Genomic DNA, 13,254 nt, shown 5'->3' on the forward strand with positions numbered 1-13,254 from the left:
TGGCGGCGGTAATGGAGGTGGCGGCGGCAGCGGTGGCAATGGTGGTGGTCACGGCGGCAGCGGCAGTGGCGGCAACAGTGGCAGTGGCGGCGGTGGCAACAGTGGCCACAGCGGCAGTGACCACGGCTCGGGCCACTCCGGCAACACGGCGTCATCCGGTCGCAGCGGCACGCATTCTGAACCCGGCGACGACCATGGTGTGCATCGGTCCGGAGAGGTCGGCGATGACCACGGTGTACATCGCGCTGGTGAAATCGGTGACGACCATGGCGTACATCGTGCCGGCGAAATCGGTGATGACCGAGGCCTGCATGCCGCGGGCGAACCCGGTGATGATCGCGGTGTTCACGTCGGCGGCGAGCCTGGCGATGACAAGCGCGCCAACTGACCCGAACTGAAAACACCGCAATCCCTGTGGGAGCTGGCTTGCCAGCGATGAGGCCTGGTCAGTTAAAGCATTACTAACTGACCCACCGCTATCGCGGCAAGCCCGACTCCCACAGGGCTCATCGGCGCCCACCAGCTCACCGCAAAACCTAGAGAGCGACATGATTCTGATCCAGCCGCTCCCGCAAAAACTCGATCAACGCCTGCACCGGCCGCGACGCCTGGCGATGCTGCGGATACACCGCCGACAACGTCAGCGGTTCCGGCCGAAACTCATCCAGCACCGGCACCAGCCGCCCATCCTTCAGCGCCGCGCCGACAATGAACGTCGGCAGATAGGTAATCCCCATCCCCGCCACCGCCGCATCCCGCAGCAACTCACCGTTGTTGACGCGCATCCGCCCGGTGACATTCACCAGCAGCGGCTTGCCCTGCCCCGCGTTGAACCGCCACTGCACCGAACGCCCGTGGCCGTAAGGCAGACAGTCGTGGCCCAGCAGATCTTCCGGTCTGACCGGCGTACCGCGTTCGGCCAGATACGCCGGACTGGCGCAATACACTCGCTCGATTGACGCGATGCGTCGGGCGATCAGGGTCGAGTCCTCCAGTACGCCAATGCGCAGCGCCAGGTCGTAACCCTCGCCCAGCAGATCCACCGGCCGGTCGCTCAAGTCCACCTCCACCGTGACCTCGCGATAACGCTGCAGAAACGGCGGCAGCAAGCAGCCCAGATGCGCCAGCGCGAACGACAGCGGCGCACTCACGCGAATCGCCCCGCGCGGCTCAGCAGTCTGCCCGGCGATGCCCTGCTCCACCGACTCCACTTCACCGAGCAAACGCAGCGCCGACTCGTAATAGCTCTGGCCCAGCGGCGTCACGTCCAGGCGCCGGGTCGAACGGTTGAGCAATCGCACGCCCAGGCGTTCCTCCAACTGCATCAGGCGACGGCTGACGAACTGCTTGGACAAGCCCAATTGATCGGCCGCCGCCGTGAAGCTGCCGGAGTCCATCACCTGGCAAAAAATACGCATGTCTTCGAACGGGTTCATTGTCACTCTCTGGTTGACAGTTAAACGCTTTATAGCCGCTTTTTCACTTTCCGGCACCTCATTAATCTGTGCTCACGGTGTTGCTGAGGCCTGAAGCCCAGCGCCACAGCAGCCCGATCCCAAGGCATACAAAAACTCAAACGACTTAAAAAGGAATTGCACATGAACATCAAGAAAACCCTCGCCGCTTCCCTCCTCGCCCTGTCCATCGGCAACGCCTTCGCCGCCGAAAGCACTGGCGTCGAACACTACACCCAGGCCTTCCTCGACGCCCTCGCCGCCGGCGGTGGAAAACCGCTCGAGCAACTGAGCCCGAAAGACGCCCGTGCGGTGCTGACCGGCGCCCAGGCTTCGGTGAAGGTTGACCTGTCCGGCGTTGAAGTCAGCGACAAGGCGATCAAGGTCGACGGCCAGACGATCAACCTGAAAGTGGTGCGTCCGGCCAAGGTCAAGGGCGAGTTGCCGGTGTTCATGTTCTTCCACGGTGGCGGCTGGGTGCTGGGCGACTTCCCGACGCACCAACGCTTGATCCGTGATCTGGTGGTGGGTTCCGGCGCGGTCGCGGTGTACGTCGACTACACGCCGTCGCCGGAAGCGCAGTACCCGACCGCGATCAATCAGGCTTACGCGGCAACCAAATGGGTGGCCGAGCACGGCAAGGACATCGGAGTCGACGGCAAGCGTCTGGCGGTGGCCGGCAACAGCGTCGGCGGCAACATGGCGGCAGTCGTGGCGCTGATGGCCAAGGAACAGAAAACCCCGGCCCTGCGCTTCCAGTTGCTGATGTGGCCGGTGACCAACGCCGGGTTTGATAACGGCTCGTACCAGCAATTCGCCGAGGGCCATTTCCTGACCAAGGGCATGATGCAGTGGTTCTGGGACAACTACACCACCAACCCGGCCGAGCGTGCGCAGATCCATGCCTCGCCGCTCAACGCCAGCGCCGAACAGCTCAAGGGCCTACCCGCCGCGCTGGTGCAGACCGCCGAGTTCGACGTGCTGCGTGACGAAGGCGAAGGCTACGCCCGCCACCTCGACGCGGCCGGTGTAGCGGTGACCTCGGTGCGTTACAACGGGATGATTCACGACTTCGGCCTGCTCAACCCGCTGAACGGGATTCCTGAAGTGAAAGCCGCCGTGCGCCAGGCCGCAGCGGAACTCAAGACCCATCTGAACTGAGTGCAACTCCTCGCCACACCTTCGGGTGTGGCGTTTTCTTTTGTGCCCGCCGGAGTTCACCTCATGAGCCTTTTTTCTGCCCACCTGCTGTCCTGGAGCGCCCTGCTGCTGGTGCTCGACACCTTGCTCTGGCATCTCGTGCCGTTCAAGCATCGTGCGCAACGGGTCGCTGTGCGACTGGTGCTGTTTCTGGGCTTCAACGCACTGGCCATCAACGCCGGTGTCAGCCCGTTGCAGGCGCCGTTGTTCGCCGATGACCCGGTGGCGCAACTCGGGGCGACAGCGCTGGGGATTCTCTGGTGGCTGTACGCGGCGCGGGTGCTGACCGAAGTCATCGGCTTGATCCTGATGCGCCGCATCGGCCACAGCGGCCGGCTGTTGCAGGACGTGATCGGAGCGCTGGTGTTTCTGGCGGCCATCGTCGCGGCGGCCGGTTATGTGCTGGATCTGCCAGTCAAAGGCCTGCTCGCGACTTCCGGCGTGGTGGCGATCGTCATCGGTCTCGCGCTGCAAAGCACCTTGGCCGACGTGTTTTCCGGCATCGTGCTTAACACCACCAAGCCGTATCAGGTGGATGATCTGGTGGTCATCGACGGCGTCGAAGGCAAGGTGCTCGACATCAACTGGCGCGCCACGCATCTGCTGACCAGCACCGGCACCCTGGCCGTGGTGCCGAACTCGGTGGCGGCCAAGGCCAAGATCGTCAACCTCAGCCGCCCGAACAACCTGCACGGCGTGTCGATCAGCATCAAGGTGCCGAACCACATCCGCCCGCGCCGGGTGCTCGATGCCCTCGACCGCACGCTGCAAGGCAGCAGCAGCCTGTTGCTGTCGCCTGCACCGAAAGCCGTGTTGAAAGAGGCCGGCGACGAAATGTCGGAATACGTGGCCAGCGGTTTCATCGCCGAACTGGGCAAGAAAAGCGACGTGCGCAATCAACTGTTCGACCTCGCCCACCGCCATCTTGAAGCCGCCGGCATCTCGCGGCATCCGGACGGCGTGATCGAACCGTCGACCCGCGCCCGCGCCCTGCTCGATGAAGTGAAGATCTTCCGCTCGCTGAGCCACGAGGAACGCGATCGCCTCGCCGAATCGATGGTCGCGCAGCAGTACAGCGCCGGGCAGGTGGTGCTCAATCTGGAGGAGGTCCCGGACAGCCTGTTCGTCATCGCCACCGGCGTGGTCAGCGCCAGCGTACCGGACGGCAACGGCTTCACCGAGGCCGGGCGCATGGGGCCGAGTGAGGTCATGGGTGAGCAAAGCATCCTCGCGGACACGCCTTCGCAAGCGACGTTTACCGCGCTGACGTCTTCGATCATTTATCGCCTCGACAAGAACCTGACTCGCCAGTGCATGGAACAGCGCAGTGAAGTGGGTCGGGCGTTGAACAAGTTGCAGGCAGTGCGGCAGCAGAACAGTCGGCTGGCGTTGATGGCCAAGCCTGTGCCGGTTCGCAAGGGTGGATTTTTGGGATGGTTGCAGAAGCGATAATTCACCGGGCTTTCAATCTTCTTTAACTTCGAAATCCAACCCCCTCACCCCAGCCCTCTCCCCCAGGGGGGCGAGGGGGAAAGGGAGCCGATCTCGGTGCTTTTCAAAACCTGAGTTCGACTCGATTTTTCAGGTCGATGTACCTCGAAAGAACAACTCGGTCAGCTCCCTCTCCCTCCGGGAGAGGGCTGGGGTGAGGGCTCGTTTTCGAAGTGAAAATACACACTCACCAACACCGCAAAAAAAATGCCCGCTCTTCAGCGGGCATTTTGTTCAGCCAATTACTGGGCCGTGAACTTGGTATAGCTGTTGATCAGGTTGCGATAGTTAGGCAGACGCTGCGACAGCAGATTCGCCAGGCCTTCCATATCGTTGCGCCAGTCGACTTGCAGCTCGCAGGCCACAGCAAACCAGTTCAACAGGTGCGCGCCGGCAGCCGACATCCGCGCCCAGGCAGCCTGCTGCACGGTGGTGTTGAAAGTGCCGGAAGCGTCAGTCACCACGAACACTTCAAAACCTTCAGCGATGGCCGACAGGGTCGGGAACGCTACGCACACGTCAGTCACCACACCGGCGATGATCAGTTGCTTGCGGCCGGTGGCCTTGATGGCCTTGACGAAATCTTCGTTGTCCCAGGCGTTGATCTGGCCAGGGCGGGCAATGAACGGTGCGTCCGGGAATTGCTCTTTCAGCTCAGGCACGATCGGGCCGTTCGGGCCGGAATCGAAGCTGGTGGTGAGGATGGTCGGCAGGTTGAAGAACTTGGCGATGTCGCCCAGCGCCAGCACGTTGTTCTTGAACTCGTTCGGCGAGAAATCCTGTACCAGCGAGATCAGACCGGTCTGGTGGTCGACCAACAGTACAACGGCATCGTCTTTGTTCAGGCGGCTGTAAGGAACGTTGCTCATGTGAAACTCCTCGATGGATGGTTGTTGCGGGGAGCGCCGCTCACACAGAGCGGCGCTTTTCAAAAGGATCAGAACGCGAAGCAGGAGCAACCGAACGCGCCCCAGAAACCGGCGAAGTCGCTGACCGGCGCATTCGACATCCGCGCTTTTTCATGGCTGTGGGTATGCACTGCGCACGGGCCGCTGCACTGATGAACCTGGGCCTGCAAGGGCGAATTCGGACGCCAGTGGCCAGGGACTTTCACGACCGGCGACCAGTCCGGCAGCACCGGCAATGCACGTGGGCCGAGGTCTTCGAAGTCTCCGGCGGAATAAACGATTTTGCCGCCGACCACGGTCAGCACCGACTCGATCCACTTGATCGCTTCTTCCTCGACATGGAAGAAGTCCGCGCTCAGCGCTGCCAGGTCCGCCAGTTGCCCGACCTTGATCTGGCCCTTCTTGCCCTGCTCGGACGAGAACCAGGCGCTGCCATGGGTGAACAGCTCCAGCGCGGTGGTGCGTGGCAAACCTTCTTCGTACAGCGCCAGACCGCCGACGGTGCGACCGCTGACCATCCAGTACAGCGAAGTCCACGGGTTGTAGCTCGATACTCGCGTGGCATCGGTGCCCGCGCCGACCGGCACGCCTTCGGCGAGCATGCGCTTGATCGGTGGCGTGGCTTCGGCGGCTTGCTTGCCGTAGCGGTCGACGAAGTATTCACCCTGGAACGCCATGCGATCCTGAATCGCGATGCCGCCGCCCAGCGCTTTCACCCGCTCGATGTTCTGCGGAGTGATGGTTTCGGCGTGGTCGAAGAACCACGGCAAACCGTTGAACGGAATGTCGCGGTTGACCTTCTCGAACACATCCAGCATGCGGCTGATCGATTCGTTGTAGGTGGCGTGCAGACGGAACGGCCAGCGCTGTTCGACCAGGTGACGCACCACCGGCTCCAGTTCCTGTTCCATGGTCTGCGGCAGGTCCGGGCGCGGTTCGAGGAAGTCTTCGAAATCCGCTGCCGAGAACACCAGCATCTCGCCGGCGCCGTTGTGACGCAGGAAGTCATCGCCCTGATGCAACTTGACGCTGCCGGTCCAGTTCTGGAAATCGGTCAGCTCTTCTTTCGGCTTCTGGGTGAACAGGTTGTAGGCGATGCGCACGGTCAACTGGTCGTCTTTGGCCAGTTGTTCGATCACCTGATAATCGTCCGGATAGTTCTGGAAACCGCCGCCGGCATCGATGGCGCTGGTCAGGCCGAGGCGATTGAGTTCGCGCATGAATTGGCGGGTCGAGTTGACCTGATATTCCAGCGGCAGCTTCGGCCCCTTGGCCAGCGTCGAGTACAGGATCATCGCGTTCGGCCGCGCCACCAGCATGCCGGTCGGGTTGCCGTTGGCATCGCGCACGATCTCGCCGCCCGGCGGGTTCGGCGTGTCGCGGGTGTAGCCGGCGACGCGCAACGCGGCGCGGTTGAGCAACGCACGATCATACAGGTGCAGGATGAACACCGGGGTGTCCGGCGCTGCCTGGTTGATTTCCTCGAGGGTCGGCATGCGTTTTTCGGCGAACTGGAATTCGTTCCAGCCACCGACCACGCGCACCCATTGCGGGGTCGGCGTGCGGTCGGCCTGATCTTTGAGCATGCGCAGCGCATCGGCCAGCGACGGCACACCTTCCCAGCGCAGTTCGAGGTTGTAGTTCAAGCCGCCACGGATCAGGTGCAAGTGCGAGTCGTTGAGGCCGGGAATCACGCAGCGGCCCTTGAGGTCGACCACTTGCGTACCGGCGCCGCGCAGGGCCATGGCTTGCGTATCGTTACCGACGACGACAAAGCGGCCGTCCTTGATCGCCACGGCACTGGCGAGGGGTTTTTCGCGGTCTACCGTATGAAATTGGCCATTGAACAGAATCAGATCGGCGTTCATCGCAGTTCCTTCGAGATAAGTGAAACGGAGCCCGGACCCGCCGCTTCAGCGCAGCGGATTGGCATTGGATTCGGTTTTTTTGCGTGACTGACCGGCTTCCAGCCACGGCGCGAACAGACGGGTCACCGGCGGCATGAACACGTAAACCACCGACACCACGATGGTCAGGGTGATCAGGAACGTGGCGACCACGTAGTTGGAGAGAAAGGCATTGAGTTGCAGCAACGGCCCCCAGATCAGCGGCACCAGCAAGGTGTGCGGCAGAATCACCAGCAGCGTGACCACGGCCTGCTTCCAGCGCGGTGGCGGTGAGCCGGCCTCGGCCGTCGGCGTGAACCAGAATTCGTTGGCTGCGTTGACTTCGGTCTGGTCGCCGTCGGCTAGCATCGGCGCCGCTTCATCGATCAGCTTCTGACGCTGCGGCGAATCGAGCCAGCGCTGCATCGCCTCGGTCGAGCAATAACGCAGCACGCAGGTGAACAGTGCGAGCCCGCCCTGCTGGCTGCGCATCACGTCCACGCCCAGATGCCCTTCTTCGCGCCCCGCCACGCTGACGATATTGCGCAGCCAGGCTTCGTAAGGCGCTTCAAAACCGGCCTTGACCCGGTGCTTGACGATCAGCGTCACGGTTTCTTCGGGTCCCGGTTTTTTCAGGGTCTGGGCATCAGGCATAACGGAGCACTCCGGGCAAACGAACATTGAGCGCCAGCCGTCCCGGCCCGGCGATCAGAACAGTGGTGAAGAGGATCAACAGCAACCAGCCGAATTGCCCTTCGGCCACACTCCATTGCGGATGCACGAGCAGCAACGCCACCAGCAGCACAAAGAGAATAGGCAAGCACGCCAGACGCGCCAGCACCCCGGCGACGATCAGCAGCGGGCAGAGGACTTCGGCGAAGATCGCCAGAATCAAAGTGAGGTGGGCACCGAGGTGGAACGGGTCTTCGATCAGTTGCAGCTGCGCGGTGAAGTCCAGCAGCTTGGGCAAGCCGTGGACGAACAGCAGAAACAACCCGCCGGTCACCCGCAGGAACAGCAGGCCGAGGTTTTGCGCCTGGTCATTGCGTTGTACAGCGTTCATGGGCCCACCCCCGATCAATCATTGCAGGGAATAGTGCAATGATTGATCGGGGGGGAAATTGGATGGGTGTGCTCTCTTTGCTCTTGATCGCCCGCTCTATCGAATCGTGTACTGACGCAGGACAAAAGCCTGAGCCGTTGACGAATTCGCGACGGTGTCCAGATTGACCCTGAAACGCAGGGTCAACGTGCTGCCGGGGCGCAGATCCTTCAAGTAACTGAACAAAACAATGACGCTGTAACCGTTATTGAAGACCCAGCTCTGGTTGACGGTGACGTTGCCCGTCCACATCGCGAGATTATGGGGGGCACCGTTGATGTCTTCGCCCTCCAGATCCAGCCAGAGTGACTGCAATCTCGCAATATGCGGCCATACACCAAAGCGCAAGGTTGCGCCGCCCTGCACGCTGGCCAAGAACAGGTCCGACGTACCATTGGCCTCGAGAAAAACGGGAGGAATGAACCGGTCCGCCGGGATCATCCCCACATTCAGATGAATAGGCCCCAAAGGCACGGGCTGAGCCGTGCCGCGATCATATTCGGCGCTGACCGTGACCCGCTTGCCCAGGCTGAACGCCACGAGCGTTAGCGGCAAAGGGATTCTCCTGGGACGCGTGGGGCCGGCTGTGAGGGTATTGGTGGTGTGTGAGCCCGCCGCCGGAGTCCCCGGCGCAGCAGTCCAGCGGACTCTGATCCGGTCGTTGGGCTGCATGTCGTAATTCACGACAGCCGTCAGATTCATCTCTACCGCCAACGGATCAACATTGCCATTATCGGGCGCCTCGGCAATCGTCACCTCGAGGTTCTGAATGACGACCTTGATTCGCCTCGGACTGGACGTTCCCCCGCTGCCATCTGCCAAACGAACCGTGAACGAATGCAGGCCTCCGGTCAGTGCCTTTGCCAAATAGGTCCAGATACCGCCCACTGCGTTTACGGTGTCCAGAAAAGTTTGACCATCAAAGACGTCTATCGCGCCAAAACCACTACCGCTCAGGGTAACGCTGGTGTAGCGGGTGTCTGCGCCATCGGGGATTTCACCCTCGGCATCGGTGACCGACGATATGCCGGGCGTATTGGTTGCAACTGTTTTGACGATGTAGTTCCGATGGGCAAATGCCTGGGACTCGGAAAGATCCGGACTGTTTTGCAGCCCGGCCCAGAATCTCATCGTCAGCACGCTGCCATTTTGCAGACCTTGCAGCGGTGCAGCAGGGACTCTTTCCTCTTTATATCCCAGACTGAATCCATTACCGACGACATTCTCCGGTGCTTTCCAATACCAGGCCTCCCAGACACTGCCGTCGGGCTTCACACCTGTAAGCCGGAGCCAGAAGAACTGCTCGCGCCTGCTCAGCAGCCATGACCTGATACGCAATGTAACCTCAGCCAGTTCGCTCACATCCAGGTGAGTGCCCTCACCTTCGTCGCTTGCCTCCTTGATCACCGGCAGGGGCAGATCAAGTTGGTCGATGAGCGGTATGTAAAGCGGCAAAGTTTGTGATTCCACAGACGGTTCAGTGCCACGGTGAAGCGTGTAAAAGGCTCTGACAGTTAGCCCGAGATTAAATGCTACCAATGTGGTGTCAATGTGGGTCGTAAAAGGGCGTTTGAATCCGCCGATCGGGATTCGCGGCGACGTATAGGAACCGGGACCTGGAGTTCCTGCCACCTTGATCGTAATAAAGTCCCCTGGCAACCAAGGGAAGTCGATTGTTACCGTCAGGTTGTACCGGGCGGCCGCTGGCACCAGGAAACCCTTCGAACTTTCTTCAATTGCCAGTGGTGGCAGATCGTCACGGGTGAGCGCAGGAATCGGCGTGTCCATATTCACTTCCCTTGATAGCTGGCCGCTTCGGCATTGGCCCATCAAACACGGGAAGACGAGCACGCACCACTGTCAGAACTAACAGGTTGCGGGTTGATTCAGACGAACGGCACGCTTAAACCACCGGAATATCCAGCGTCACCGACATGAACTGACTGATCCGCGACCGCAGCCATTTCTCCGCCGGGTCGTTGTCATGCACCCCGCTCCACGCCATCGACAGTTGCGCCGCATCGATGGGAAACGGCGGATCTTCAGCCCGCAACGCACAGCCTTCGACCAACGCACACGCCGCGTAATCCGGCACGGTCGCGATCATCTCGGTGCCCGCCAACAGCGCGCGCAAGCCACTGAATTGCGGAACGCCAAGCACCACCCGGCGGCTGCGACCGACCTTGGCCAGGTCCACGTCGATGTTGCCGCTCAGATCGCCGGAGAACGACACCATCGCATGGGGTCGCTCGCAGTATTCGTCGAGGGTCAGCGGGCCTGGCCGGTTGTCGCCGCGCAAGACCTTGCAGGGAATGTCGCGCAGTTTCTTGCGCTTGGCGTTGGCCGGCAGATCGGTGGTGTAACTCACGCCGACGGAGATTTCCCCGGAGGCCAGCAACGTCGGCATCAGCAGGTAGTTGGCGCGGCGCACCACGACCACGATCCCCGGCGCCTCTTCCTGCAACTGGCGCAATAGCGGCGGGAACAGGCCGAACTCCGCGTCATCCGACAGACCGATGCGGAACACGTCGCAACTGGTCGCCGGATCGAATTCCTTGGCCCGGCTGACCGCGCCGGAAATCACGTCCATCGCCGGTTGCAGTTCCCGAAGAATCGCCAGCGCCCGCGCCGTCGGTTCCATGCCCCGGCCATTGCGCAGCAACAACGGATCGTCGAACAGATCGCGCAAGCGGCCCAGCGCCGCGCTCACCGCCGGTTGGCCCATGAACAGTTTTTCGGCGACGCGGGTCAGGTTCTTTTCGAACATCAGTGCCTCGAAAATCACCAGCAGGTTCATGTCGACGCGGCGCAGATCGTTTCGGTTCATGGAGCACGTTTTCCTTGTTTGAGCCTGACGTGAAAGATGGGCACTTTACTCGATGAGCGGTACTTTGGCCGCGCGTTTGTAGGGACCGTATTCGACCGGCACCCACTGGAAGTGTTTGTCGACCGCGGTGATATGGCCGATGCCCGGGAACGGCAAGTGCGCAGCCGTTACCCAGGTCTTGCTGGCCGCCGCTGCACTGAACACAGCGTTACGACTCTTGATCGCCTGCTGACCGTTGACGTCGAAGCGGATCGACACCTCCGGATGATCGAACTGCACAGCCAGGTTGTGCACCAGGTCGCCCATGAACACGATGCTCTGGTTCTGCGAAGTGAAACGGTAGGTGGTGCTGCCCGGCGTGTGCCCGGCTTCCAGTGTCGCTTCGACCACACCCGGCAAAGGCGACTGGCCCTCTGCGAATGTCTTGAAGCGCCCGGCCGCCACGTAAGGCGCAGTGGAATCCTGGGCGATCTTGAAAAACTCCCGGGCACCGGCTGGCGCCTTCGCCTCGGCCTGCGGATCGAGCCAGTAATCGGCTTCGGCCTTGGCGGCGTAAACCGTCGCATTGGCGAAGATCGGTTGTTGCTGGCCGTCGACCAGTCCACAGACGTGATCCAGGTGCAGGTGAGTCAGCAGAATCGCGTCGACCTGTTCCGGCTTGTAGCCCGCTGCCTGCATATTCGCCGAGAGCTGGCCGGCAGTGGCGCCGATGCACTGGCCCGCGCCGGTATCCACCAGAATCAGTTGTTTGCCGGTGTTGACCAGGAACGCATTGAACGCGGTCTGCACGCCCGGCGTTTCAATCGAGCGGCGGGCCAGCAAGGCGCGAATCTGGCTCTGGCTCATGCCCTGCAGCAGCTTCGGCGACAAATCGTTGTAGCCGTCGAACAGCGCTGTCACTTCGTAATCGCCCAGCGCCAGCCGGAAATAACCCGGCGCCTGTGTGCCGACCTGCGGTGCCTGCGCCATGGCGGTCGACATCACACCGACCAACGCCACGCCGATTACGCCGTTGAACAAACCTTTCATATGCATCCTCTCGCCCGAGCCCGATTCTGCGGCCCCTTATGGCCCGCCCCCAATCGTCGCCATCCTGCCCGGTTCCCGTCATGGGGACTTGCAGCGGTGTGCTGAGTTGCAGCCGACGGTGGAATTAACAACGTTTAACTCGTCAGCCTTCGCCCCTCGCCAAACAATGAATCCCTCTGCGCAGCGTTGTTTTATTGACCTGAGGGAAAGCGCTGACCGTGCGTTCCCCACCGACACGGACCTTGGCCATGGCTCACTTACAGCAAACCGTCGCCCGCGCCCCTGCCAGCGAACCCCGCAAGACCAGCACCGGCGGCCTCAGCCCGCAGCGCGAGCGGCTGGTGAAACAACTGATCCTCGAACGCCTCGGCGACAGCCTTGAAGTCACCGAGCTGGCCAACGCCTGCTCACTGTCACGCAGCCATTTTTCCCGGGCGTTCAAGTGCAGCACCGGGTACTCGCCGCAAGACTGGATCCGCACCCAGCGCATTGCCCGGGCCAAGCTGTTGATCCAGCAGACCAACCACAGCCTCACGCAAATCAGCCTGGAATGCGGCTTCTGCGATCAGGCGCACTTCTGCCACATCTTCACCCGCAGCGAAGGCATCAATCCGTTTGCGTGGCGTTGTCAGGTCATGAAAAACCGCTGAGGCGGTTTCACTCCCCAGCCATCCGCTGAGCCAGTCGCGCCACCCGCTCGCCCAGATGCGCGGCGGTTTGTTGGTCTTCCAGAGGAGGTGCCTGTTCGGGCGGTTGCTCGACGCAGGATTGAGACATCGCGCCGAGGGAGCTGCCGAGGCGATTCAACTGGCCATCGAACACACCTCCGCACGCACGCGCCGGCAGCAGATCGAGCCCGACCCAGATCATCGAATGCTGAGCGGCGAACACCGCCATTTGCAGCAAGGTATTGAGTTTGTCGCCACACAGGCTGCCGGAATTGGTGAAGCCCGCCGCGAGTTTGTCGCGCCACGGCCGGGCGAGGTAGAACGGGGCCGTGGCCTCCATGAACTGCTTGAACGCCGCCGAGGCGCTGCCCATGTAGGTCGGTGCACCGAAGATGATGGCGTCGGCGCGGTGCAGGTCATCCCAGTGGGCTTCCACGTCTTCCACCGCCAGCAACAGGCAAGTGCTGCCCACGTGGCGCTCCACACCTTGGGCCACTGCCTGCGCAATGACGCGGGTGTGCCCGTAGCCACTGTGATAGACCACCACTACCTTGCTCATCGCAGCGTCCTCCGGACGTATGCATTCCATTGCCCCGGAGTTTTGGCTTTGAAGCGGGCGCGGACGAGTTAATCGTTGTTAATTTTTCCCGGCTGTCGGGTGAGCCGGCACAGGTTCCGGCCTTTAAATA

12 protein-coding genes and 1 pseudogene are annotated in these 13,254 nt (G+C 61.7%); 4 read left to right on the forward strand and 9 right to left on the reverse strand.

Translation table 11 applies throughout. From position 1 onward, the window contains the following. Positions 1 to 388, forward strand: a pseudogene (locus tag L6D82_RS18440) (hypothetical protein); the annotation flags it as partial. 148 nt (positions 389 to 536) lie between these two features. Here the strand turns inward: L6D82_RS18440 and L6D82_RS18445 are convergent. Next, on the reverse strand, positions 537 to 1,436 hold the full coding sequence (locus L6D82_RS18445) for a LysR family transcriptional regulator (protein ID WP_102688417.1): 900 nt from the start codon (positions 1,434 to 1,436) through the stop codon (positions 537 to 539). Between the two features lie 162 nt (positions 1,437 to 1,598). Here L6D82_RS18445 and L6D82_RS18450 point away from each other — a divergent pair, with 162 nt between their 5' ends. Further along, positions 1,599 to 2,615 carry an alpha/beta hydrolase gene (locus tag L6D82_RS18450; RefSeq protein ID WP_236190857.1) on the forward strand — a complete coding sequence of 339 codons (1,017 nt, stop codon included), beginning with the start codon at positions 1,599 to 1,601 and terminating at the stop codon, positions 2,613 to 2,615. A 63-nt stretch (positions 2,616 to 2,678) separates the two neighbouring features. Beyond that, positions 2,679 to 4,106: a mechanosensitive ion channel family protein gene (locus L6D82_RS18455; RefSeq protein ID WP_102688416.1), complete on the forward strand. Its 1,428-nt coding sequence runs from the start codon at positions 2,679 to 2,681 to the stop codon at positions 4,104 to 4,106. A gap of 281 nt (positions 4,107 to 4,387) precedes the next feature. On the opposite strand, the gene ycaC is transcribed toward L6D82_RS18455, so the two are convergent. The 7 genes from ycaC to L6D82_RS18490 all read right to left on the reverse strand — a co-directional run bounded on the left by ycaC (position 4,388) and on the right by L6D82_RS18490 (position 11,897). Beyond that, complete coding sequence (ycaC, locus tag L6D82_RS18460) at positions 4,388 to 5,014, reverse strand: isochorismate family cysteine hydrolase YcaC (protein WP_039771508.1); 627 nt, start codon at positions 5,012 to 5,014, stop codon at positions 4,388 to 4,390. A gap of 68 nt (positions 5,015 to 5,082) precedes the next feature. Continuing rightward, complete coding sequence (locus L6D82_RS18465) at positions 5,083 to 6,921, reverse strand: amidohydrolase (protein WP_085747770.1); 1,839 nt, start codon at positions 6,919 to 6,921, stop codon at positions 5,083 to 5,085. Between the two features lie 45 nt (positions 6,922 to 6,966). Beyond that, positions 6,967 to 7,593: an antibiotic biosynthesis monooxygenase gene (locus L6D82_RS18470; protein WP_102688414.1), complete on the reverse strand. Its 627-nt coding sequence runs from the start codon at positions 7,591 to 7,593 to the stop codon at positions 6,967 to 6,969. Then, the gene (locus tag L6D82_RS18475) at positions 7,586 to 8,002 is read right to left on the reverse strand and encodes a DoxX family protein (RefSeq protein WP_085698570.1); all 417 of its coding nucleotides are present in this window, start codon (positions 8,000 to 8,002) and stop codon (positions 7,586 to 7,588) included. The genes L6D82_RS18470 and L6D82_RS18475 overlap by 8 nt, the downstream gene beginning before the upstream one ends. Before the next feature lie 96 nt (positions 8,003 to 8,098). Beyond that, the gene (locus L6D82_RS18480; protein WP_236190866.1) at positions 8,099 to 9,829 is read right to left on the reverse strand and encodes a hypothetical protein; all 1,731 of its coding nucleotides are present in this window, start codon (positions 9,827 to 9,829) and stop codon (positions 8,099 to 8,101) included. A gap of 115 nt (positions 9,830 to 9,944) precedes the next feature. Next, entirely contained in the window at positions 9,945 to 10,868 is a 924-nt protein-coding gene (locus tag L6D82_RS18485; protein WP_007956084.1) for a LysR family transcriptional regulator, read from the reverse strand. Positions 10,869 to 10,913: 45 nt separating this feature from the next. Further along, positions 10,914 to 11,897 (reverse strand): MBL fold metallo-hydrolase, encoded by a 984-nt coding sequence (locus tag L6D82_RS18490; RefSeq protein WP_236190868.1) that lies wholly within the window; start codon positions 11,895 to 11,897, stop codon positions 10,914 to 10,916. A gap of 248 nt (positions 11,898 to 12,145) precedes the next feature. Between L6D82_RS18490 and L6D82_RS18495 the strand changes: the two genes are divergently transcribed. Next, entirely contained in the window at positions 12,146 to 12,547 is a 402-nt protein-coding gene (locus L6D82_RS18495; RefSeq protein WP_085747774.1) for a helix-turn-helix domain-containing protein, read from the forward strand. A 7-nt stretch (positions 12,548 to 12,554) separates the two neighbouring features. Here L6D82_RS18495 and L6D82_RS18500 read toward each other — a convergent pair whose 3' ends face one another. Beyond that, on the reverse strand, positions 12,555 to 13,124 hold the full coding sequence (locus L6D82_RS18500; protein WP_236190877.1) for a flavodoxin family protein: 570 nt from the start codon (positions 13,122 to 13,124) through the stop codon (positions 12,555 to 12,557). Positions 13,125 to 13,254 lie beyond the last annotated feature (130 nt).

It is taken from the genome of Pseudomonas paraglycinae (assembly GCF_021601625.1).
GTDB lineage: Bacteria > Pseudomonadota > Gammaproteobacteria > Pseudomonadales > Pseudomonadaceae > Aquipseudomonas > Aquipseudomonas paraglycinae.